The sequence below is a fragment of the Flavobacterium anhuiense genome (genome assembly GCF_900101855.1).
In the GTDB taxonomy this organism is placed as follows: Bacteria; Bacteroidota; Bacteroidia; order Flavobacteriales; family Flavobacteriaceae; genus Flavobacterium; species Flavobacterium anhuiense.
Genome location: NZ_FMVC01000003.1, coordinates 270,902 through 294,692, shown reverse-complemented (window position 1 = coordinate 294,692; position 23,791 = coordinate 270,902). Strand labels below are relative to the sequence as shown.

General features: G+C 35.3%; 24 protein-coding genes. 7 read left to right on the top strand and 17 right to left on the bottom strand.

Annotation, left to right across the window (positions count from 1 at the left end):
• Positions 1 to 92: 92 nt before the first annotated feature.
• Complete coding sequence (locus BLP44_RS09280; RefSeq protein WP_091132042.1) at positions 93 to 584, top strand: hypothetical protein; 492 nt, start codon at positions 93 to 95, stop codon at positions 582 to 584.
• A 99-nt stretch (positions 585 to 683) separates the two neighbouring features.
• Here the strand turns inward: BLP44_RS09280 and BLP44_RS09275 are convergent, their stop codons facing one another.
• Both BLP44_RS09275 and BLP44_RS09270 read right to left on the bottom strand, forming a co-directional pair.
• On the bottom strand, positions 684 to 1,007 hold the full coding sequence (locus BLP44_RS09275) for a nuclear transport factor 2 family protein (RefSeq protein ID WP_091132037.1): 324 nt from the start codon (positions 1,005 to 1,007) through the stop codon (positions 684 to 686).
• Between the two features lie 20 nt (positions 1,008 to 1,027).
• Complete coding sequence (locus BLP44_RS09270; RefSeq protein ID WP_008463639.1) at positions 1,028 to 1,810, bottom strand: SDR family oxidoreductase; 783 nt, start codon at positions 1,808 to 1,810, stop codon at positions 1,028 to 1,030.
• Between the two features lie 134 nt (positions 1,811 to 1,944).
• Between BLP44_RS09270 and BLP44_RS09265 the strand changes: the two genes are divergently transcribed.
• A complete protein-coding gene (locus BLP44_RS09265; protein ID WP_008463640.1) occupies positions 1,945 to 2,310 on the top strand; it encodes a winged helix-turn-helix transcriptional regulator in 366 nt (121 codons plus the stop codon).
• 36 nt (positions 2,311 to 2,346) lie between these two features.
• On the opposite strand, the gene BLP44_RS09260 is transcribed toward BLP44_RS09265, so the two are convergent.
• The 8 genes from BLP44_RS09260 to BLP44_RS09225 all read right to left on the bottom strand — a co-directional run bounded on the left by BLP44_RS09260 (position 2,347) and on the right by BLP44_RS09225 (position 9,278).
• A complete protein-coding gene (locus tag BLP44_RS09260) occupies positions 2,347 to 2,751 on the bottom strand; it encodes a hypothetical protein (RefSeq protein ID WP_091132033.1) in 405 nt (134 codons plus the stop codon).
• Between the two features lie 114 nt (positions 2,752 to 2,865).
• Positions 2,866 to 3,420, bottom strand: a complete 555-nt coding sequence (locus BLP44_RS09255; RefSeq protein ID WP_170830225.1) for a YceI family protein — start codon at positions 3,418 to 3,420, stop codon at positions 2,866 to 2,868.
• Positions 3,421 to 3,425: 5 nt separating this feature from the next.
• The gene (locus BLP44_RS09250) at positions 3,426 to 3,803 is read right to left on the bottom strand and encodes a c-type cytochrome (protein WP_008463644.1); all 378 of its coding nucleotides are present in this window, start codon (positions 3,801 to 3,803) and stop codon (positions 3,426 to 3,428) included.
• 18 nt (positions 3,804 to 3,821) lie between these two features.
• Positions 3,822 to 4,664 (bottom strand): DUF5777 family beta-barrel protein, encoded by an 843-nt coding sequence (locus BLP44_RS09245; protein WP_091132026.1) that lies wholly within the window; start codon positions 4,662 to 4,664, stop codon positions 3,822 to 3,824.
• A 23-nt stretch (positions 4,665 to 4,687) separates the two neighbouring features.
• Entirely contained in the window at positions 4,688 to 5,080 is a 393-nt protein-coding gene (locus tag BLP44_RS09240; protein ID WP_091132021.1) for an OB-fold protein, read from the bottom strand.
• A 197-nt stretch (positions 5,081 to 5,277) separates the two neighbouring features.
• A complete protein-coding gene (locus tag BLP44_RS09235; protein WP_244511715.1) occupies positions 5,278 to 7,785 on the bottom strand; it encodes a TonB-dependent receptor in 2,508 nt (835 codons plus the stop codon).
• 27 nt (positions 7,786 to 7,812) lie between these two features.
• A complete protein-coding gene (locus BLP44_RS09230) occupies positions 7,813 to 8,712 on the bottom strand; it encodes a FecR family protein (RefSeq protein ID WP_091132014.1) in 900 nt (299 codons plus the stop codon).
• Between the two features lie 50 nt (positions 8,713 to 8,762).
• Positions 8,763 to 9,278, bottom strand: coding sequence for an RNA polymerase sigma factor (locus tag BLP44_RS09225; protein WP_091132011.1), 516 nt, complete (start codon positions 9,276 to 9,278; stop codon positions 8,763 to 8,765).
• A 267-nt stretch (positions 9,279 to 9,545) separates the two neighbouring features.
• On the opposite strand from BLP44_RS09225, the gene BLP44_RS09220 reads away from it, so the two are divergent.
• The 3 genes from BLP44_RS09220 (at position 9,546) to BLP44_RS09210 (ending at position 12,055) form a co-directional block, all read left to right on the top strand.
• Positions 9,546 to 10,502 carry a hypothetical protein gene (locus BLP44_RS09220; RefSeq protein ID WP_244511713.1) on the top strand — a complete coding sequence of 319 codons (957 nt, stop codon included), beginning with the start codon at positions 9,546 to 9,548 and terminating at the stop codon, positions 10,500 to 10,502.
• A 145-nt stretch (positions 10,503 to 10,647) separates the two neighbouring features.
• On the top strand, positions 10,648 to 10,896 hold the full coding sequence (locus tag BLP44_RS09215) for a substrate-binding domain-containing protein (RefSeq protein WP_317040778.1): 249 nt from the start codon (positions 10,648 to 10,650) through the stop codon (positions 10,894 to 10,896).
• A 31-nt stretch (positions 10,897 to 10,927) separates the two neighbouring features.
• A complete protein-coding gene (locus BLP44_RS09210) occupies positions 10,928 to 12,055 on the top strand; it encodes a serine hydrolase (RefSeq protein ID WP_091132003.1) in 1,128 nt (375 codons plus the stop codon).
• Positions 12,056 to 12,144: 89 nt separating this feature from the next.
• Here the strand turns inward: BLP44_RS09210 and arsB are convergent, their stop codons facing one another.
• The 6 genes from arsB to BLP44_RS09180 form a co-directional block, all read right to left on the bottom strand.
• Complete coding sequence (gene arsB / locus BLP44_RS09205; protein WP_091131999.1) at positions 12,145 to 13,221, bottom strand: ACR3 family arsenite efflux transporter; 1,077 nt, start codon at positions 13,219 to 13,221, stop codon at positions 12,145 to 12,147.
• A gap of 1 nt (position 13,222) precedes the next feature.
• The gene (locus tag BLP44_RS09200; RefSeq protein ID WP_091131995.1) at positions 13,223 to 13,837 is read right to left on the bottom strand and encodes an arsenate-mycothiol transferase ArsC; all 615 of its coding nucleotides are present in this window, start codon (positions 13,835 to 13,837) and stop codon (positions 13,223 to 13,225) included.
• A 147-nt stretch (positions 13,838 to 13,984) separates the two neighbouring features.
• Positions 13,985 to 14,458 (bottom strand): DUF6428 family protein, encoded by a 474-nt coding sequence (locus BLP44_RS09195; RefSeq protein ID WP_091131992.1) that lies wholly within the window; start codon positions 14,456 to 14,458, stop codon positions 13,985 to 13,987.
• A 33-nt stretch (positions 14,459 to 14,491) separates the two neighbouring features.
• Entirely contained in the window at positions 14,492 to 14,977 is a 486-nt protein-coding gene (locus BLP44_RS09190) for a GNAT family N-acetyltransferase (RefSeq protein WP_066035232.1), read from the bottom strand.
• A gap of 10 nt (positions 14,978 to 14,987) precedes the next feature.
• Complete coding sequence (locus BLP44_RS09185; protein ID WP_091131989.1) at positions 14,988 to 15,320, bottom strand: ArsR/SmtB family transcription factor; 333 nt, start codon at positions 15,318 to 15,320, stop codon at positions 14,988 to 14,990.
• A gap of 596 nt (positions 15,321 to 15,916) precedes the next feature.
• Complete coding sequence (locus BLP44_RS09180) at positions 15,917 to 16,651, bottom strand: SDR family oxidoreductase (RefSeq protein ID WP_244511712.1); 735 nt, start codon at positions 16,649 to 16,651, stop codon at positions 15,917 to 15,919.
• A gap of 113 nt (positions 16,652 to 16,764) precedes the next feature.
• Here BLP44_RS09180 and BLP44_RS09175 point away from each other — a divergent pair, with 113 nt between their 5' ends.
• Positions 16,765 to 17,112 carry a winged helix-turn-helix transcriptional regulator gene (locus tag BLP44_RS09175; RefSeq protein WP_091131982.1) on the top strand — a complete coding sequence of 116 codons (348 nt, stop codon included), beginning with the start codon at positions 16,765 to 16,767 and terminating at the stop codon, positions 17,110 to 17,112.
• Positions 17,113 to 17,904: 792 nt separating this feature from the next.
• Here the strand turns inward: BLP44_RS09175 and BLP44_RS09170 are convergent.
• Positions 17,905 to 18,846 carry a manganese catalase family protein gene (locus tag BLP44_RS09170; protein WP_091131978.1) on the bottom strand — a complete coding sequence of 314 codons (942 nt, stop codon included), beginning with the start codon at positions 18,844 to 18,846 and terminating at the stop codon, positions 17,905 to 17,907.
• A gap of 896 nt (positions 18,847 to 19,742) precedes the next feature.
• On the opposite strand from BLP44_RS09170, the gene BLP44_RS09160 reads away from it, so the two are divergent.
• Positions 19,743 to 23,279 carry a DUF7619 domain-containing protein gene (locus BLP44_RS09160; protein ID WP_091131974.1) on the top strand — a complete coding sequence of 1,179 codons (3,537 nt, stop codon included), beginning with the start codon at positions 19,743 to 19,745 and terminating at the stop codon, positions 23,277 to 23,279.
• The last annotated feature ends 512 nt before the right edge of the window (positions 23,280 to 23,791 follow it).

Here is a 23,791-nt window from a genome sequence, read left to right as displayed (position 1 = left end):
ATTGCCAAAAAATTGGACTATTTGGCAAAAACATTCCTCTTGATCTGTCGGAAGTTTGCTGTGTATTTTCAAACAAATTTAAAACATAAAAAATGGGATTGTCAAATTTAGGAATTTTTCACACAATCGTAGGCGTTGCAGCAATAGTCGCGGCAGCTGTAGATTTTATCAGATACGGTAAAATCAATTTGAACACATTATCCGGCAAAATATATTTTTACGGAACAATCGTCACCTCATTAACTTCGTTGGGGATCTCCAAACATGGCGGATTTAATCCAGGGCATGTTTTTTCTATTTTTATAATCTTTTTGGTATTGGGAGCCTATTTCCTTAATTGGAAAAGAAAAAACAGCGCAAGAGCCCGTTATTTTGAAAATTTCTGGTTGTCCTTTAGTTTTTTTCTATCTCTGGTTCCAACTGTTAATGAAACTTTTACTAGAATTCCATTAGGGCATCCGCTAGCGAAGGATATTAAAGATCCTGTAATCGGCAATACGCTTCTTGTTTTATTGCTGTTCTTTGCTGTCGGTTCAATTTTTCAGTTTAGAAAACAGCAATTAATTAATAAAATAAAACCTTAAAACAGCAAAATTTTGCGTGAATAACAAAGCGCCGATTTTCTTCTGAAAACCGGCGCTTTGTTATTTAATGATTTCTGCAAATCAATCGCTTCTTAGTTCTTATCCTGTTACTTTTAAAGACTGAATGTATCCATCAGCAATATCAAAATGAAATTGTAATGTAATCGGACTTCCTGGAAACGTACCGGAGCACTCTGCTGATAAGACAATTCCAGTCCCGTTTTCAGCGCACTCAAGAGGTTTCATCACTGATTTGTATTTTTGGTTTGATTCTTCAATCCAATCCAAGATCTCAGGTCTTCCATTATGTGTTTTACCTTCATCAAATACCACCGCATTTTCGGAAAAACAATTGGCATAAGAAACGCTATCAAAGCTGTTCTGTGCATTAACTAAGTCTTCTATTACTTTTGGCAAGTTCATTTCTATTGTTTTTAAGATTATTAAATTGTTGGCACGGTGCCGCCATCGATTACAAATTCTGTTCCTGTCAGATAGCTGGCTCTTGGTGAAACAAGAAACCCGACTAATTCTGCTACTTCTTCTGGCTCTGCGGGTCTGCCGTACGGAATCCCACCTAATGCATTCATGACTCCTTGCTGGGCTTCTTCTACAGTAATATTAGAATTTCTCGCAATTTCACCTAGCCACGCTGTTGATGCTGTTGTATTTATCCATCCTGGCGATACAGCCAGCACGCGAACACCCTTTGGTGTAACTTCATTTGATAAACTCTTGCTGTAATTAATTAATCCTGCTTTTGCGGCCGCATAAGGCAAAGTAGAATCAAAGAGAGGGAGTTTGCCTTGAATAGATGCTATGTGAATGATAACACCGCTTTTTCGCTCTATCATTTGTGGTAAAAATCCTCTGTCTAATCTAACAGGAGCAAGCAGATTAGCCTGCAGAGTTGATTCCCAGTCTTCATCACTTAATGCTGCGAAGCCACCAGCAGGCGTTACAGAAGAGCCAAGATTGTTCACAAGAATGTCCAGTCTTCCGTAAGTTGATAGTATTTCATTGATTACTTTTTGGGTTCCCTCTGCCTTACTTAAATCCGAAGGAATGAAATGCAGTTTGCTGTTTTCTTTTTCGGGTGTGTTTCTTGCAGTAATAATAACCGTTGCGCCAGCTTGCAAAAGTCTTTCTGCGATTGCTCGTCCAGCTCCTTTGGTGCCTCCTGTGACTAAAGCAATTTTGCCTGATAATTCATTTTGATAATCCATCTTAATTCGATTTAAATTTCTTTTGTACAAATTTCAGAAGTATGTAACTTTCTCACAAGTACGGAATTACGATTCAGATAGGGACAAATTTTTCCCCTATTGCATAAATCGGTACATAGGCTTACTTTTGTTATATGTATGAAAGAAAAATAATCCCGAACCTGAATTGTGGACTTGACCTGATAGGGGAAGTGCTTTACGGGAAATGGAAGATACGTTTGCTTTGGTTTATCAATGAAGGCCATAAAAGGCCAAGTGAATTGCAACGCAAAATACCAGACGCTTCACGCAGGGTTTTAAATATTCAGTTGAAAGAATTAGAGGAGCATGAATTGGTTTCAAAAGTTATTTTCCCTGTTGTGCCTCCCAAAGTTGAATATAGTCTCACTGATTTTGGAAAAACATTAATTCCAGTAATTTCTGCTATCGGAAATTGGGGAGATGAACATGAGGCGCGTTTAAGGGAGCTTATTTTGAAACGTTTAGATTTAAAGCCGTGATATGCAAAGTTTGATTACACGGTAAATATTTTTTAATTAAGCAGAAATATTTTTATAGTGGAATTGCTTGAGAATATTTTTTGGAGTTCTGATAACTTCTTTGCTTATAGGATCAAACCATTTTACTTCTTTTATAACTTCTGCACAACATTCATTCTTTGAGTTAAAAAAGCAACTTTTGAAATTGATATTGTCTTGTATATGGCAATATTTCATTTCAACTAAAAAAGATTGGGTAAACATCAAATCTTTATGGCAGACTAACTCATGATTTCCTTCTTGTAAATCTAAATGCATATAGTTGAGTTTTACTTTTGAAAATCCGTTATTGAACAAAAAATGATATAACAATCGGAGGGTATATGAAATGTATGCGGTATCTTCCATAACCATATAATCATTTACATCTTCTCCGGTAACAATGTAATTTCTACAGATCATTTTAATTTGATTTTAAGGTTTAAAAAAAGAGACCGGCGCTATAAGTTCACACCGGCCTACAGAACATTCGTCATGTTTCATTCGAATCTGAATAGAGCTGATTCTTAAAGGAGATTATTTAATCAATAAAAAATTGTAATCAATCTCGATTTTGTCGGCAATTTTCTTTCTTACAAGACTCGGTATTTCAATAGCAAAGTCTTCAGGTTTTACTTCAAATGAGCCAATGGTTTTAACTCCATTTTGAGCTTTGGAGATTTTTACAATCACTGAGACTGGTTTTGTTTTTCCGTGAATGGTAAGCTCTCCTTTTAATGTAAAATTTTTAGGAGAAGCTGTAATTTTTGAACTGTCAAAATCTTCTATTTTACCTTTGAAAGTTGCTTTTGGAAATTTTTCAGACTCCATATAATTTTCATTAAAGTGTTCTTCCATCAGCGCTACTTTAAATCGAAAACCTTTTATGAGAACGAGACTGGCAAAATCTCCTGTTGTCTGATCCAAAACAGCTGACACTGATTTGCTTTCGGCAGCAACTTCTTCATAAGATGGCATGGAAGCTTGAAATTTAATATTCCCTGTTTTTGTAATTAGTTTTTGTGCAAATCCACCAGTGTTTGCGGCTATAACGAGCAATAATGCAAAGAAATTTATGAATGATTTTTTCATAACAATCAATTTTCTTTTAAACCATCGGTGTTCCATTTTACTATGATATCAATATTTGCCTGAGACATTCTGCCGCCTTGCGGCATAAGTCCTTGCTGGCCGTTTTGAAGTTGAATTCTGCCTAATAATCCAGCACTTTCCACTGCAGCTTTCACTTGAGCAAAAGTAGTTAGAGGTCTAAAACTAGCTGACCTTCCGCTGGAATGGCAGCTTATGCAATTGGCATCAATAATAGATTTTACATCTTTATTGTACGTAACTGTACCTGTGGGATCCGTTGGGTTCGTTGGAGTTGTTGGTGTTTCGATCTCCTGAGTTGTATCAGAATCACTACAGCTTGCAAATACAGCCATTAAAATTGTAAGTACGATTGTTTTTTTCATGATTTATTGTTTTAATTATTAGAATACTCTGTATAAGTTAAAGCCGAAAAAGAAATCTCCTTTGCCCCAGTCACCAGAGGCATTAGTTAGGTATCCGCTCTCACTCATGGATTGTGAATTGGTAAAAATTAATTGAAATATGTGTCCGCCTGTTTCTATATCAAGACCTACAGACAATGGATTTTTGTAAAAGTCAGGTTTGTCAAAATTGTGCATGTATTCTAAATTGACAGATAATCTTTTGGTGATTTTATAGCGCCCGCCGCCTCCAAAAGAAAACTGATTGTCTCTTTCGATTTCTGGAGTGTAAAGGTTTTTGTGTATAAAGGATGGCACTAATTCCAATGAGAATTTATCGCTGACTTTTCTGGATATTAATAGCTGTTGCACGTACGTCATGCGATGTTTAAATTCTAAGCCTGGATATTGGTCTTTTTCTAAAAAAGTATTAATGTCTGCAACGCTATATCCAACAATATCCAAAGGAAAATTATCATTTTGTCTCGCCATGCGGTACTTCAATCCGATCTCATACATTTTGTTTAAAGTATGTCTCGAAAGGCTGACCGAGAGCCAGTCTGTAACACCATAAATACCTCCTAGTTTTGTGGTAGCATTATCAAGTCCAAAAAAACTGTCAAAACCATCTTTTACAGACCCAAAACGATGCGAAACCACAAAATAAAACTCTTTTTTAGCGGGCATTTTTGTGGTCTGTAAGGTTACGAGCTGTAGAGCTTTAAAGGTTGCTGTAGAATAGCTGTCTTCTATCTGAGTAGAATCAAGGCTCTTTAGCAAATCATCCTGAGAATAGGCCAATGTTACTAAAAACAGGCAGAACGGAACTAGAATTTTCTTCATAAATTAATTATTATTGAGTTGGTTTATTTAACACTACATTGGTCTATTTTAACTTCCATAAATAGTTCGTCATAACCAATGCATTTGCCCTTAATCGTTATATTGTTGCGGATAATCTTGTCTTTCAATTTTTCTTTGAAAAGGCAGAAAACAGTGTTTTCAAGTACAATTACAGAATCGGTTTCTTTGGTTGCTTTGCCTGTTATCTCTATAGTTTTGTTGAGATACAATGCATCTGCTTTTTTAGGATTTGCATTATAGTCTCCAATAAGTTTCTTGGCCGTTACACTATAATCAGGAGCTTCTGATGCTATATTACGGGCTTCTTTAAAGATGACTCCATAATAAAAGTAAATGCTGGCAGAAATCATTACTAGTAATACGGCGGTTACAATTATTGTTTTTTTTCTTTTCATGTTTTGTTTTGTTTTTGATGCGTAAAAAATCAGTCCGCTTTTTTTTCTATTTGAATGTTTTAAAACTGTCTCAAACCAAATGATGATTCTATAGTGAAACAGCCTTGGTGCAGATTACCCTACCAAAGAATTGTGATTTTTTGAAAAAAAAATAAAAAGAAGGAATAAGAGTTTAAGAACTCTTAAGGGAGGTGATGTTAAAATGAGACTCTAAAGCTCAGATTTGGAGTTCTTTGCAATGAAAAAGTATTGATTTCTTCTACAGAATTGGTTAAAGAATTTATTCTATAATATTCGTTGATTTCATTTTTTCTATTGAGAATATTTAAGATTGAAATTCCTATTTTATATTGAATTCCGCCTGTGGTTTCCCATTTGTAAGTCGAGGAAAGATTAACCTGCCAAAACATGTGCAGATTACTGTTATTGGGTTTGTTATAGACCAATTCTGGATTAGAAAGATCAATTCGGGATAAATCTGGAGATGTTTTGGGTCTTCCAGAAGACCATTTTGTTCCTAAAGCAATCTTGAAATTGTTTTTCTCGTAAATTCCCGCCCAAGATAAAGTATGGGTCAGCTCAAAGTTGTTTGGAAAACGGGGGTACTCATAATTGCGAAAATCATAATTGTTTTCATTGTAGGTGTAGCTTAACCACGTAAGAAAGTGATTTATTTTTTTCTGAATTAGCATTTCTGTTCCCCAGATTTCATAATCGCCGGTAGTTCTCACAAATTCCAGTTGATTCTGAAACCCCTGACTTGAGGTTGTTATTCCTGTCACTTTTTTATAAAAGTTTTCGATGTCCAAAAGCCAATTGTTTTTTTGATAAAACAAGTTTAATGATAACTGTCTGCTTCTTTGGATAGGAATTGTGCTGTTATTAGAGATAATCCATCGCCTTTTTTCAATGCCAAAATAATCTTTCTGCAGATCAATAATCTGCTGGGAGTTTTGGCTTTTTAGTTCGCCAAGCAGTTCTAAAGTTAGACTTTTGTTGATTCCGTACCCCAATTGAATTCTAGGTTCTGCAATATATTTCTTGAATTTTTCAATATAATTAAGACGCATTCCGCCTTTAAAATATAGACGGGTGATGGTATCGTTATATTTTCCTTCAAAAATTAAAGCATGAGTCCTTAAAACGTCTTTTACTTTACGATAGAAATCAGGATTCGTTACCTGTTCTAAATTGGTTACTCCAATTTCATTAAATTGATAACCGTCACTGAAAGTAAATTTAGAATTTAAGATATGATTGTTTTCTACATTAACTCCATTGTTGTTTACCGTATTTTCCTGAATTACACTTTGGTTTTCATAAGTTGTCTTTTGATTGGCTAAAAGTTCATACGAAGAATTGTAAACATTAATTTTGCTAGTGTTGAAGTTATTCCAGTTTCTTTTCCATGACAAGTTTGCGCCATAATTCTGCTGACGTAAAGTATTGTTTTGTGATTTATTTATAGTGTATGAAGCGGCGCTTTTAGTGACTTCCAGATTATCTTTTATCGTTATCAAATCAAGTATTATTTGATCTTTAATTCCTATTTTTTGCGCATATTTTATCGTAGCATCATAAAAACCAAATTTTTTATCGCTTTTATAATTAAGATTTTGGCTTTGCGAAAAATCAGTTATGGTAGTATTCTGAAATACTTTGTTGAAATATTCTTTATAGGTAGGCGTTTCCACAAAATCGGTAATCGATTTACGCGCCGAAATCTCGATATAACTTTTTTTAGAAAGATTATACTTGGCGTAAACATCAGCATTAATCATATTGATTCCGGCACTGAATGAATTTTTTTCTGTTTTTTCTGGAGTAGAAGAAATCGCGACTACACTTGAAACGCTTTCCCCATAAAAGGCAGAACTTCCGTTTTTGTAGATCGAAATTGTATGAGCAAGATTTGGATTGAAAACGGATATTAAACCAAAAAAATGTCCCGTTTGAAACATTCGTATTCCATTCCAAAGAAATAAATTCTGATCGTGTGTACCGCCTCTAACGTTGATGCTGGATACACTCTCATCAAGACTGTTCACTCCCGGAATCTGTTGCATGGTCTGTAGCGCATCTGGTTCAATAAGGCCAGGAAGAATACCGAATTTTTTAGGTTTAATTTCAAAAGATCCATCAGTATTTTTTGAAATGCCCGAAGCCAGAATGGCATTAGTTTTTATTTCATGCAATTCTGTAATTTCAGGCTCTAATAGAATTTTAACGCAATCTTTAGCATCTGTATTTCCTGCCGTAATTCTCTTTGATGCAAAACCGATGTGGCTAATTACAAAAGTATTTTTACTTTCGTTATGGCACTCAAAATATCCTTCTGAATCGGTTGTAAAGTGATTTTTGTTATTTAAAATGATGTTAGCATTCTCAATAGGTTTTTTATCAGTTGCAGATAAAACATAACCACAAATCATTTTTGAAACTGTATCTTTTTTATAGATATTGATAAATTTGTTGCCAATATTTTCAAAAGATAAATCGGTTTTTTTTCTCAGATATTCCAGTTTTTGTTCTAACGAAAGTGATTTCTTAGGAGGATTGATTTCGAGACCTTCAATATTATCTTCAGTATAGTTAAAACTTACAGCATGCTGTTCTTCAATAGCAATTATTATTTTTTTGAAAGGCATATCTTTTCCTTTATCCTGAGCAGAAAGATTCAGGATATGAAAGAAGAGAAAAAACAAAAAATGAAATTGCTTGGGGCGGAACATTTATTTTTCGTCAAAAATTATTTTGTTGTTCGAAACTTTTTTTGCTTCCAAATGATACGTTGTACTGATAATCTGTAAAGCTGTATTTAGATCTTTAGCTGGTAATTTTCCTGTAAAGAGTGAAACAGTGTCTTTGGCGTTTAAGTCAATTTTAATATTATATTGTCTCTCAACTTCATCTAAAAGTGCTCTTATGTTTTCTTTATAAAAACATATCTGGTTGTCGATCCACTCTGGCTTTAATGCACTTACTGTCATTTTAATCTCTTTTCCATTTTCAAAACGAACACTTTGTCCGTGAGTCAATAAAATTTCAGCATTGGAATAAGTTACTTTTACACGGCCTTCGTAGCACACAACATCAAACTTGTTTTTTCTGGCTTTAACGTTAAATTGGGTTCCCAGAACGGTTACTTTTCCTAGATTGGTCTGCACTTCAAATTTTCTGCCTTTTGCAACTTTAAAATAGGCTTCTCCTTTTAGTTCCAAATGCCTGTTGTTATCCCAATTCCATTTTTTATAGTGTATTTCGGAGCCTGAATTTAGAACCACTTCAGAATTGTCGGGTAATGAAAAAGCAGTCTTTTTTCCAAAATCGGCAGTTTCCGTTTGTGGCATAAAAGCTTTCATCGCAAAAGTGATTCCGAGAGCGAGAACAAGTATGGCGGCAGCCTTAAGTATCCATTTTTGATATAGAGGCACTACTTTTGGCGTTGCTTTTTTCTGGCTTAAAATGTTAGACAACATAGTATTTTCATCCAAATCGCCTGCTTCGAGGTGAGCGGTATATTTTTTTATCTTTTGATATTTTTCAAAATCGGGACTTGCCTCAAATGCTGTCAATTCATCTGGAGACAAATCGTCGTTGAGCCATTTTGCTAATAAGCGATCTTTTTTCATTTTATCGTATTATTTTATTAAAACAATTGGAACTAAATTTACCCTACCTTTTACAAATCAATTTCTTTGCGCAAGCTTAACAGAGCCACATGAATGCGTTTTTCAACTGCCTTTACGCTAATGTTTAGCTCCTCAGCAATTTCGCTGTATTTTTTTCCATCAATTCTGTGCATCAAAAAAGCAATGCGCTGTTTTTCGTTTAAGTTTTCGATTGCTTTTAAAAGTTTTGTCTGAAATTGTTTTTCTTCGAGAAGATATTCCGGGCTTTCATTTGTCTTGTCCAAACCAGTAAAGTTTTTTTCAAATTTTAAAACCACTTTTTGGTGCGCAATTTGGTTTAGACTGCTATTATTGGCAATGGTGTATATATAGGATTTGGCTTTTTCTAGAGGGACAGAAGCACAATGTTGCCAAAGCTTAACAAATGCTTCCTGAGTTATATCTTCTGCTTGTGCTGCATTTCCAAATTTGTAAAAAAGAAAATTTCGAAGTGCTTTTACATGACTTTTGAAGAAAGACGAAAAAATGATTTCATCACATGTATTGGATTGGTTTTGATCTGGCATTTAGAGTTTCAATTTTTCAACGTAAATGTATTTGTTTTTAATTTAAGTAGGGTAAAAGTAAAGAGGATTGTTCTATAGAAGAATAAAATATTATTGGTTTTTGATAATTTATTATAGAAGAAAATTATGAAATGCTTGATGTTAGGTTATTTAAAATAGTTTCTTTTAAAATTTATTTACCTTTGTAAAAACATAAATATGTTACTTTTAAAAAAATATTTATCAATTGCAGTTTTTTTCTTCCTACTGTTTTCCTGTCAAAGTGAAATGGAGGAAGAAAACAATAATTCGCAGGGAACAATTAGTACTGTTTCTCCGCTTACTACTTATCTGCAAAGAGTTGCCATGGTTAAAACCGTACAGGATAATATGATAGATGGATCGAGTTATTGCACCATAAAACTCCCGTATACCATTACAGTAAACAATGAGCAGATTGCGGTTAATACCACAGCCGATTATCAAAAAGTTTTAGATAATATCAACGCCAGCAATTACGATGATGATATTGTAAAAATAGATTTTCCTGTAACGATGGTATATTATAATTACATCGAAAAATTAATTCCAAATCAAGCAGATTTTGACACTTTGATTGATTACTGGAATCTTTATCCAGATCTTCTGTCTAAAATCAACGGACTAAACATTAATTATCCGATAACAATTAATAGCTATAACAGCACTAACCAAACAGCGAGTTCTCAATCTATAGTAAGTGATCAGGCCTTTTTTAATTTCATTAAAAATTTAAATGAAAACCAGTACATTTCTTTAAAATATCCTATTACAATTGTAGATTACAATAATCAGATAAAATCGATTTCAAACAATACGGAGTTCGAAAATGCAATAAAATATGCAATAGATTACTGTCCGGAAAATAATCTTGTGACATTAGATTTTGTTGCAGCTATCACAAAAGGTTCTTGGGAAATACCTTATTTTTATGATGGTGCTGTTAATACTTCAAATTACAGTGGCTATACCTTTATATTTCAAACCGATAAATCTGTAATTGCCAACAAAACAGGGGTTTCAGAAACCGGGCAGTGGGAAAGTTCAATTCAAAACGGTGTGAGAGAAGTAAAAATAAGTTTTAATTCTGGAGTGCTTTCTAAATTAAATTTAAATTGGAAGCTGTTTGAATTTAACAATTCGCAGATACGATTGCGAGATGTAGGTGTAACCACTAATTATCTTTACTTTCAAAAAAAATATTAGCAGTATTTTTAAAATCTTGGCTGTGATTTAAAGAAATTGGCCTTTTTCTTTGAATTTACGCCCGAGCAGGCTTTATGTTTATCAATAAAAAAAAAGACAAAAAGATTATTAGTCAATTTGTCTTAATGTTTTTGTACAAATCGGATTGGAAGTTTTTAAAGAAAATGATTATGTTTTATTGAAAAAACTCGGCATTATTTCTTTTGAGGATCATGATATGTTTAGATTGTGCCCAACTTCTATTAGTTGCGTTTCTCTGCCACTTTCTGAGATTTCTGCCAAGCTGATGGAAACAATGTTGTCTCTTCTAGAGAATAGGAATGAGGTTAAATCATTTCAAAAAACCATATTAAAAACTGAATTGATTATTCGGGATTCATCTTTATCTAAATGATTTTGGTGATTCCTTCTAAAAATAAACCTTTATGAAAAGATTCTTCTTAATAGCGTGCGTTCTATGTTTTTTTTCAGGTTGTAAATCTGTAAAAAATGATCCGATAAAAAAGGTTCTTAGCAATAATAATGATGCCATAAAAAAGGTTGCCGATCAACCGGAGCACTTTGAACTCCAAATTATATACACTGCTGTAAAAAGAAAAAACAACGGAAAAGTTATTTTAACAGATTATAAATATAATGTCGACGCTTCAAATTATTATTATCCGGCAAGTACGGTTAAACTTCCGATTGCAGTTTTAGCTTTAGAGAAGCTCAATGGGATGAAAAATGCTGATGCAAATACAGTTTTTGCTGTTGGTGATGACGAGACGAAATTTTCCTTCGCGGATGATTTGCGTAAAATTTTTGCCGTAAGCTCAAATGAAGCTAGCAATGACTTTTATGAATTTATGGGGCGTGACTATATTAATAGAAAAATGAAGGAAAAGGGGCTGAAACAGGTTCGAATTTCCCATCGTTTATCGGCCGCAAATTCAGGAGCATCCCAAACCAAAAAAATAGCTTTCTATAATAATGGTGAGGAAGTACTCATTCCTAGCGTTAGAGATAGCGCAATCGTACCTTTAAAACTAAATAAAATATTGAAAGGCAAAGGATATTACGAAAACGGTAAATTGATTAATTCTCCTATGGATTTCAGCAGAAAGAATTATCTGTCTTTGGAAACATTGCACGGCACGATGAAAAGAGTTGTTTTCCCAGATAATTTTCCAAGAAAAAAGCGTTTCGATCTGTCGGCAGAAAACAGAGAGCTTCTTTTGTATAATATGCAGAATTTGCCTAGAAATGCAGGATATGATCCTAAAGAATACTATGACGGATATTGCAAGTTTTTTATGTTTGGCGACACGAAAGAAACAATTCCTGACAATATAAAAATATATAATAAAGTAGGAGATGCATATGGCACATTGATAGATTGTGCTTACATAGTAGATGAAATTAATAGAATTGAGTTCATCATCAGCGCAACTTTGCTGGTTAACGAAGATCAGATTTTCAATGACGATAATTATGATTATGATGAAATCGGACTGCCTTTTCTGGCAGAATTAGGACGGGCTTTTTATAGGCTAAATTTAGAGAAACTTTAGTTTTTTTTACCTTGCGTTATTTTGCATGTTTGGTTTTTTGGGATTTAATTTTTTAAGATAAATTTTATATTAGCTTGGCTTAATTAATACTATGATAGTGTCTGTTTTGTGAAGTGCTTCTTTCTGAACCAAAATGCTAAGTTAACTAATGCTATAAGAGCAGGGACTTCTACCAAAGGACCTATAACGCCTGCAAAAGCCTGGCCACTGTTTATACCAAATACGCCGATTGCCACAGCAATAGCTAGTTCAAAATTATTGCCGGTTGCCGTAAAAGCTATAGAGGTTGTCTTTGAATAGTCAGCTCCAAAATATTTACCGATGAAAAAGCTGACGATAAACATTAAAGTGAAGTAAACCACAAGCGGAATGGCAATACGTACAACATCCATCGGAATCTGAACAATCAGTTCTCCTTTAAGACTGAACATTACAATTATTGTAAAGAGCAGTGAAATAAGTGTAATCGGCGATATAAAAGGCACGTATTTAGTGTTAAACCATTCAGAACCTTTCAAAGCTATCAAAGTATAACGGCTTATGATTCCCAGAGCAAATGGAATGCCCAAATAAATGCCCACACTCTCGGCAATCTGAGCAATGCTGATATTCACCTCAAAACCATCATATCCAAAATAGGGAGGGAGAATGTTTATAAAAATGTAAGCATATACACTGTAGAGCAACACCTGAAAAATACTGTTAAGAGCAATAAGCCCTGCTGCATATTCACGGTTTCCGTCTGCGAGATCGTTCCATACCACAACCATTGCGATACAGCGTGCCAAGCCGATAAGAATTACCCCGATCATATATTCGGGATATCCATTTAAAAAGAGCAGGGCTAATAAAAACATTAATACAGGTCCTACAATCCAGTTTAAGAGTAAAGAGGCTCCTAAGATTTTTGTGTTTTTGAAAACCTGTCCCATCTGCTCATACTTAACTTTAGCCAAAGGCGGATACATCATCAGGATAAGCCCTATTGCCAATGGAATGTTTGTTGTGCCGCTGGAAAAAGAATTAATGAAGTCTCCGCTTGAAGGAATAAAGTATCCTATTGCCACGCCTATTGCCATAGCAAGGAAAATCCAAAGGGTTAAGAAGCGGTCTAGGAAGCCTAGTTTTTTACGTTCGACGGCTGGAGCACATTTATTTGCTGACATTTTATTTTTTTATTTGTGAGAATACGTAAAACATTTCAGTTCCAATCTGAAGGCTGCGCTTCAGATAAGTTTCTTTCTGCTGAGGTGTACCGTCAGAAATTTTTGGATCTTCGAAGGTAATCGGGATTCTTTTCTCAGCGCCTGCTATAAACGGGCATCCGCCTTCAGCCTGCGAACAGGTCATTATTGCGGCAAATCCACTTTCAGGATTGAAATCATCATCATAAGTTTTAGAAAAACCGATAACAGGAAGTTCATTAGCTGAATATTTTATTGAATAGATAGGGTTTGTTTCCTCTGAAAGAGTTTTAATCTTAAATCCTAAATCACCTAAAGTTTGGGCCACCATCGGGAATAGGGCAGTAGCTTCGGTTCCTCCTGAGTAGCATGAGACATTTTTTATATCGTAATAGGCAGCGGCAGTCTGCGCCCATACCTGTGACAGATGACTTCTTCTTGAATTGTGCGTGCAGATTAGATTTAGTCTGATTCCCACCTTACTGTCTGCTTTAGTCTGAATAAAGTCAATTAGTGGCTGCAGGATTGCTTTACGTTCTTCGGAGATCTGTTTAAAATCAAATGATTTAACCGTATTCTCAATTTCTGGATATAGCATAGTTTTATGGCTGTAATGTTTTATCAATTATCAATTATCAATTATCAATTATCAATTATCAATTATCAATTATCAATTATCAATTATCAATTATCAATTATCAATTATCAATTATCAATTATCAATTATCAATTCTCAATTAAGATATTAACAGCATCCTCCGCCTGGAGTACATGAAGAACCGTTGTCAATATTTAACTGTGATAATTTCACTTTAGGTTTATCTGACGGAATACCGCACTGTTCCTGAGCTAGACAGGCTGTCTTTTTATTGAGTAAAGTGAAGTTTCTGCCGTTAAAATCCAAATCATATTTGCCAATAGTAGTATTCTGGTATTCAACTTCAATTTCATGATCTTCAATTCCTAGTACTTTTTCTGAAAGCTCAATGATGTGGATCAGCTTTTGCGGTTTAAGCCTGTGTTCGTAATCGTTAGCATCCCAAAGCTGAAAGTTCACAACAGTTTCCTTTCTCACTGTTCCACCACAGTCGATGAAGTTTTTGGTAACCAATCCTACTTCAGTTACGTGAAAATATTTTGGTACAAATGTCCCGTCAGGCAGCTCAAAATTTACTGCTTCCACAGTTTTAAGCACTTCTTTAATTTCTGAAAGTTTCATAATTTTTTATATTTAGTTAAACTATATTTTTTATTAAATAATTACAGCGCTTCTTCTTTCAAGAAGAATAGTATCTCTCCATATGCCATTTTGTTTTCCGATTTTCTCCCTTGTTCCAAGTATCTTGAAGCCTGCTTTTTCATGGATACTAAGACTTGCTGCATTTTCAGGAAATATTCCTGCCTGGAGGGTCCAGATTCCTTCTGCTTCACTCTGTCGTACAAGTTCATTTAAAAGGTTAAGCCCGATTCCTTTTCCTGAATGTGCAGGATCAACATATACACTTACTTCTGCAACACCTGCATAAACGCAGCGAGAAGAAACAGGGGTAAGGGCAGCCCATCCAATTACTTTACTATCTTCCTGCATTGCAATTCTACAGGATGCGAGATGTGACTGGTCCCAGTCTTCCCATGATGGAGCGCTAGTTTGAAACGTGGCATTACCAGTATCAATTCCTTTTTGGTAGATTAACTTAACCTGATCCCAGTCTTCGGCTAAAAGTTTTCTTATTTCCATATCTTTTAAATTAACAGCATTCGTTTCTCTTTTTAGCAAGGTGATCTGAAATATGCTCAAAGAAACCTTTTATCTTTTCAATTCCAGGTTCATTGATACAGTAGCAGATAGAATTTCCTTCAATACTTCCTTTAATCAAGCCTGCATTTTTCAATTCTTTCAAATGCTGTGAAACTGTGGGCTGTGAAAGAGGAAGTTCGTTTACGATATCCCCGCAGATGCATGCATTCACTTTTAATAAATATTCCATAATAGCAATACGCGCAGGATGACCTAACGCTTTGGCTAAAACAGCCAGCTCGTTCTGGCTTTCAGTAAAATAATCTGTTTTTGTTGCTCCCATTGTATTATATTTATATTGCAATATTACGATATAAAATCTAATAGACAATTGTTTTATGCTTAAATTTTTAATTCGTTAGTTTTTGGAGACTAACTTTTTTTAGGAAAGTCTATAAAATATTATTAAGGTAAACAGTCCAATCCTAGTATTTATGCGACATGTCTGTGGTTTGAATCCTAAATAGTTAACTTTACCAGGTCCGCAAATTACTGATGTCTGTGTAAAAGTGATAAACAATACTAAAATGCAAAAAAAAACGCTAAAAATAATGTTTTAACGTTTTTTAAGTGACAGCAACAAGACAAATTCTATAAAATTTATGGATGATTTTAAGATATTAGTTTCCTATATGTTGTATCTGTATTCCAGTGGCGATGTAAGTTTGTTTTAGATATCCTGCTGGGATTGATGCGAACTCGATTCTAATTTTAATTTGATGTAAGGGCTTCAAGCATTTGTGATTTTTACCCGACCGTTCGGAAAATATTCCGTATCCGTTCCTAATATTAATAAAACTGGTTTTTAAATATGTTATTGCAAAATTTACGGCGCGTGTCATAATCCGACGATCGAGTCATTTAGTGATTTCTAATAAATTATTTTAGAGCATAATTTATATAGCCACCATCTGCTAACAGCTCCGTTCCAGTAATAAAACTTGCATTATCTGAAGCAAGAAATAATACTGTTTTTGCAATTTCTGCTGGATCGCCTAATCTCTGCATTGCAGTAGCGTTCGACAGAAATTTTTTAGCGTCTTCTGGTACAGCTTTATGAAGTCCTGGCGTAGAAACTGGTCCTGGACTCACAATATTGACACGGATTTTTCTTCCTGCTAATTCGTTTGCAGCGATTTGAGCAATTTTATTTAATGCCCCTTTTGTAGCCGAATAGATGCTGCTTCCTAAATTTGCAGCTGTTGCAACGGTTGAAGATGTAAAAATTACCGACGAACCTTCTGCCAGGTAAGGAAGCATTTTCTGAAGCGTAAAGAAATGGCCTTTGACATTGGTGTTAAACTGCGCATCAAAATCAGCCTCTGTTACTTCTTCTATTGAACTAAAGGTTGCTATTCCTGCATTTAAAAAAAGAGTATCCAATTTATTTCCGCTTTCTGCAAAAGCTTTTTCTAGTAGCGATAGATCAGATAAATTTGCAGTATCAGCAACAATCGTTTTTAAATTAAGACTGTTAATTTCTTTACTTGCATTCTCAAGATTTTCCCTGTTTCTTCCAGTGATCCAGACGTTAGCGCCTGATTTTATGAATTCTTTTGCTGTTGCTAATCCAATTCCTGTAGTTCCTCCTGTTATAAGAACATTTTTATTCATGAAATTCATTTTTTTATATTTTAAATTTATATGAGCAAAGTTAATTCAGTTGAGTTTATTTTTGTTACTTTGTAACCAAAAGTAACAGTAACGTTTGAGAAACAAAGTAACTTATGAGTAACGAATGTCAGGTTGAACACAGAAAAGAGATAATGGCTGTCCATGATACAATGGATATATTGAATGGAAAATGGAAAATTTCTATAATTTCATCGATCTGTTATCATAATAAGAGAAGATTTACCGATATTTTAAATGATGTAAATGGTATTTCTAATAAAATGTTAAGTAAGGAATTGAGGGATTTGGAAATAAATAAATTGATTAAACGCACAGTTCTAGATACTCAGCCTGTTACCATTCATTATCAGCTGACGGAGTATGGATTAACATTAAAAACGATAATAAATGATCTTGCAGAATGGGGAATAAAACACCGAAAAGTCATTATTGATGGTTAACAGGTATATTATTTTTTATAAAGGGATTTGACTTAATGGCTATTTCTATATCAATGAAAGAACTGGAGGACTTCGTGAAGGAAAATTATCTTAGGAGTTATCGGGTAAATATAGACAGGGGCTATTAATTTATTATTATGGTGCTTCATAGTAGTCAATAGATCAAAATAAAACAAATGGAGATCTGTTATAATCTATATAGGAAAGCAGAAAAAAATCCCATTTTGAGAGAAATGGGATTTAAATTTGTGACCTCGACAGGACAAATTACAACATCATTTTTGGATGATTTGAAGAGATTGGCTTACTATATTTAGGGTCTGTCTTCCATTGGCTTTGTAAATTTGGTTTAGATGTCCTGTTGGGGATTGATACAAAAATTATAAAAACTCAATTGTCTTATGGCAGTACACTAATATACAATTCTGCAATATTTTATGATTTACCAATTATTGCAGTCAGAAAAAGTGTCCTTGTATACTTTCTGACACTGCTACAAACTATTATTCGTGAATTATCATCTCTTGTTCTCAATTAGTCCGCTCGCATAGTGATAAAATTAATTTGTGCAAGTAGCACTTGCACAAATTATCTCGAATCATCATATTAGGTTACTTACTAAAGCATTATTTTAAAGAAAGCAAGAATGGTTTAAAGTCTTCAATTTTAGTGAGAGTAGAAAAAAATGGCGCCAATTATCTTCAATTGGCGCCATCTGGCAGTGTGACCTCTATGATATAAATTCACACAATTTCATTCAGAATTTAAAGAAATTAGCTTATTCTAATGGCACTACAGGCCAGTGTCATAATCACTCCAGGAGGCGGTGCCTTCCGGTTCTGCCATTTTTACTTCTTCGCTGCGCATCTGGCTCATCTGCTGGTTCACTTTATCCATCTGCTCCAGTTCAGCATTGTAGGTGTCCTCATTGTCGGTCAGACCTTGGGTCTGTTTGACATACGTCTGCGGATCTGGGATATACTGCCATTCTTTGGACATATCGGGCATCTCGCCTGTGTTCCAAGGGGCCTGAACGCTTTTTTCAGGTGAAAAATTAAAATACTGTTGGGTAAAGCGTGGATCAGCCTGAAGCACTCCAGGAGGGAAATTAGGCTGGATCGAATCGAGTGCGGCTTCAAACATTTTGTAATGCGCCACCTCACGGGTCATCAAGAAAGACAGCGTCTCTTTGACATAAGGGTCGGTGGTGAATTTCATCAGATGTTCGTATACGAGCTTTGCGCGCGATTCAGATGCGAGATTGCTCCTCAAATCCACCGTAAGATCGCCGTTGGAGTGGATGTAAGAGGCGCACCACGGAATGCCTTGGCTGTTTTTAAGTGCTGGACCGCCTCCGGCAATGATCGGAAATTGCGGATTTGCAGTAAGCGCAGCATGGATGATGGTTTCCTTTGCGGCCTTCCCGTCAAGCACCTGCATGATTTCTGAGGAGTCGGCGGCATCCTTCAGCTCTCCGTTTACGCCTTTCAGGAGCATTTGGATAGTTGCCCCCACGATTTCAAGATGTGAAAATTCTTCTGTGGCGATATCCATCAGCATGTCATATTTGTCAGGATGCGGCTGCTTGGCATTAAAAGCCTGCGTAAAATACTGCATTGCGGCGGCCAATTCGCCATTCTCGCCGCCAAACTGCTCAAGCAGAATGTTGGCGAATGCCGGGTCCGGTTTTGATACCCTGGCATTGAATTGTAAGTCTTTAGAATGATGGAACATAATTTTGATTTTAGAAATTGATAATTTTATGGAATTAAAATCCAGCTGGCACTTTACGGATAATCCATAAGAGATTGGATATTATGCACAGTGCCTTGCGCTGGGGTCTTACCTCTACATGACGCCTTTGCTATTCATGGCGAAGTAGTGCTGGTCAACTGGTATCCTGACGCTGATTTGAAGCGGGCGAAAGATACATCTCTGAGAGAAGCCGAAACTATTGGTCTGACTTCCATCCATTTTAGTTTTCAGCAAATGACGCCAAATGATGCAAGTGCTTTTTATACAATTATCGCCTTTTATTACATTTTTACATCTTCGACTTAGTGCTATTAAGAAAATATTTAATTATCGGAAATGAGTTAGTTAGTTAGTTAGTTAGTTAGTTAGTTAGTTAGTTAGTTAGTTAGTTAGTTAGTTAGTTAGTTAGTTAGTTAGTTAGTTAGTTAGTTAGTTAGTTAGTTAGTTAGTTAGTTTTTATGTTTTTTGAGATTTTTTTTATTGTTGTTTTTGTTCTGATTTTGGCCGGCGATGGGAATGATGGTTGGAGTTTGCGGTATTTAAATAGAAAGATGATTGATTGATTGATTGATTGATTGATTGATTGATTGATTGATTTCTTATTAGTGGCAGATTATTTAAGAAGATTTGTAAATCCTGTTTTGGCTCTTTTAAATTGTTTTTTAGGTTATTTTGATCAAGTGGAGGAATCCAGTTTTAATCGACTATTCTCTAAACTTAACATGTTAGATTTCAGTATCTTTGCTAATAAAAACTTTGCTTTTTCCATTTCTGTCGTTTATTAAATTTATAAAATCCTGATCCTTTAAACTAAAAAATGTTAATTTTTTAAAGATCGATTTAAAAATCCGATTATATTTACCGAAAAAATTAACATGAAAAAACTCTACCTTGTATTTTTTGCGATTGTCAGCGCTTATGCCCAAAATCCAGCAGATAGAGATCCTTCTTTTAATGCCTTTACTCTGCCTTTGGGAAACTATTACGTAGACTATGCGGTTTTGAAGTCTGATATCCAGAAGGACGGGAAAATTATGCTTCTTAAAGAAACACGCACTGGAACAGAGCTTGTGAGGCTTGACAATAATAAATTAGACACGAGTTTTAATACGGGAACGGGGTTTAAGTATGGCGCAAAGAATTTTAAAATTCAGTCTGACGGAAAAATAGTAGCAGTTGGAGATCTGAATTCTTACAATGGCACAAGCATTACGAATATTGTGAGAATAAATGCTGACGGAAGCATTGATAAAAATTTTGCGCCGCCTGCCGGAGTTTCGATTTCTGGGAATGCTGATTTTCTTCTGCAGCCCGATGGCAAAATTCTAATCGCCGGAAGCATCAGTTCTAAAAGTGCCGTAGTAAGGCTCAATATTGATGGAAGCCTGGATAGCTCTTTTACTCCTTTTATTGGACTTGATACAGGCGTAACTGCGATCAGGCTGCAGTCAGATGGCAAAATTATCGCTGCCGGACAAAATGCGGGCGTCAATAAAATTATCCGTTTAAATGCAAATGGAAGCTTGGATATTGATTTGACTCCGGCAGGTGTAATTGGAAAACAATTCGATATTGCTTTGCAGGGAGATGGCAAGATTCTGGTTTCGGCAGCGTTTGTCGAAGCAGGCAATTATTATAATACCAAATTGATTAGAATGAATGCTGACGGAGGAATTGATTCTAATTTCAAGACAAATAGTATCAGCGGTGCCAATGATATAGGAATCACTAAAATTATAATTCAGGCAGATGGTAAAATTATAATTGGCGGAACCTTCAATATGGTAGGATCAAATTCTATAGGTATTGTCAGGCTTAATGCCAATGGTGCAATCGATGCTGCTTTTAATACGGGAACGGGCGCAAATGCCACAATTAATGACTTGGAACTGCTTCCTAATGGAAAAGTGCTTGTTTCTGGAGGATTCCATATGTTTAATAAAGAAGCTGCAAAAAGCATCCTGCTCTTAAATAGCGATGGAAGCAGGGACAGCAGTTTTAATAACATTACCGCAGGATTGGATGGAAGCGTAATGGCGCTGACCGTTCTTGAGGATGATAAAATTATCATGTATGGAGGTTTTAATAGCTATAACGGCAAAACGACAGAAAGTTTTATGAGGCTAAATAGCGATGGAAGCCGAGATGAATCCTTAACATTTGGAGGCTTAAGCGCATTTGGCGATGGAAGCGTAAAATCTATAGCCGTGCAGAAAGATGGAAAAATGGTAGTGGGAGGAGATTTTACAGGATTTAATCGGCTTACCACTAATAGAATCATTAGGCTGAATTCTGACGGGACTAGGGATAATACATTTGTTATCGGCACAGGTTTTAATTATGAGGTGGCAAAAGTAATTGTGCTTCCTGACGGAAAGATATTGGCAGGAGGAAATTTTACAACCTATAAAGGAAATGCATGCATCGGTCTTGTCCGCTTAAATAGCGATGGATCTGTGGATGCCACTTTTAAAGCCAGCTATACTGGGATAAGTGACGGTCAGCTGCCTTATATATCGGATTTTTTAGTTCTGCCTGACGGTAAAATTTTGGTGACGGCATATCCGACGCAAACCAGAAGGGGATTGGTAAGGCTCAACAGCGATGGATCACAAGATGCTTCTTTTGTTTTAGATCCCCTTGTAAAACCAAACGGAATGGGGGTCTTTGTCCAAAGCGACGGAAAAATCATGCTGTCGTTTAAGAAAGACAATCTCAATGGCTTCTTCAGATTGGATCCAAATGGAAGTTTGGACAGTTCTTACAGCTACAAGCCCATCAATAGCGAGTATTATGTGACTTTTATAGCGGGAATGCAGAAAGATGATAAAATTTTGGTTTCGGGATACAGCACTACAAACAATCAGAATAAGTTTTTTGCCAGATTAAATTTAGACGGAAGCTATGACGAAACTTTTACAAATGTATTTAACAACAGCGAGATAGATCATAGTGGCAAAATTATGCCGCAATCTGACGGCAAGCTCATTTATGCTGGAGAATTTAGCAGTTATGCAGGAGTGCCTGCCGGGAGGATAATCCGTCTTTTTGGGCAGAACTTTAAGTTCGTTCAGGGGCAGAATAGATTGGATTCAGACCGTAATGGCTGTGACGGGAATGATATTCCTTTTTCCAATTTGAAGATGAATATTTCTTCAGGACAGGTTTCTAAAAGCTATATTGCAAATAATACGGGAAATTATACTGTTGCATTGAAAAACGGATCCCATACCATCACTCCTGTTTTTGAAAATCCAGATTATTTTGATGCTGTTCCAGCGAGTATTACGGTGGATTTTCCTTCTCAGGCAAGCCCTTTTAATGGCGGTTTCTGCATAATTCCGAATGGAAGCCATCCAGACCTGCAAATAGCCATCTTGCCTTTAACGCCTGCAAGACCGGGATTTGACGCTAAATATAAAATAGTATACTCCAATAAGGGAAATCAGCAGCTTTCAGGAACCGTATCTTTTGATTTTATGGATGATGCGGCTGACATCGTGCAAAGCACGCCTAATTTTTCGAATCAGTCCCTTAATAGTTTGAAATGGGATTTCATTGATTTAAGGCCGCTGGAAACGAGAGAAATCACCCTTGTGCTAAATGTAAATTCTCCAATGGAAACACCATCGGTCAACGCAGGAACAATATTGAAATATACTGCAAAAATCTCCTCAACGCAGACAGATGAGACTCCGGCAGACAATACTTTTTCATTTGATCAGGCTGTGGTCAATTCATTTGACCCAAATGACAAGACATGCGTGGAGGGAAATTTAATTTCAAAAGCAAAAGTCGGGGATTATATGCATTATATTATCCGTTTTGAAAATACGGGAACTTATGCCGCACAAAATATAGCTGTCAAAGACGTGATTGATGCCGCTAAGTATGATATAAACTCATTGGTGCCTTTAAGCGGAAGCCATTTGTTTTCAACTGAGATATCTGATGGCAATAAAGTCGAATTTAAGTTTGAAAATATTAATCTTCCTTTTGATGATGCGCATAATGACGGCTACCTGGCTTTTAAAATAAAAACTAAATCGACACTTGCCGAAGGAGATACATTTGGCAATGCTGCGGACATATTTTTTGACTACAATAGTGCAATTACAACAAATGTTCCTATTACAGAGATAAGCAAAACATTAGGGAAGCCGGATTTTCCATTTAACAGATATTTTGCCTTGTATCCAAACCCTGCAAATGAAACTTTGAATATAAATGCCGGTACTGATATTCGGTTGGCATCAATACAGATTTATAATGTCTTAGGCCAGCTGGTGAGAGTTGTGTCTAACGCAGAGAATGTTCATTCAATTGATGTTTCAGCATTGCCCTCTGGTAATTATTTTATAAAAATTGTTTCTGATAAAGGCATTTCCAATTCAAAATTTATAAAAAAGTAATAGGGGCCTATATGCCAATCCTAGGATTGATTCTGTAAATCTGCAGATTTTTTAGTGTTACAGATTAAGCGTTTTTATAATTTAACCGCTTAACTGGCTGAAAAAGAAATTAAGTTTTAATCAATGAATAGACAAGAGACGGTCGGCAGGCCGCCTCTTTTTTTTAATGTCTTTTAAAAAAACTTAAAATGCTTTGCCTTGCCTTAGTGTTTCAAATTGGGCCATGAGAATAAAACGCATTTCGATCTAATTGAAATCAGCGTTATAAATGCTGTCTTTTGACTTGTGATAGTCGATAGGGCTAGAAGGTCTCTTTATTTATAGGGGAGATTATTAAATTCTTTTTTAAGCTTTTAGTTATTTAGTTATTTAGTTATTTAGTTATTTAGTTATTTAGTTATTTAGTTATTTAGTTATTTAGTTAGTTAGTTAGTTAGTTAGTTAGTTAGTTAGTTAGTTAGTTAGTTAGTTAGTTAGTTAGTTAGTTAGTTAGTTAGTTAGTTAGTTAGTTA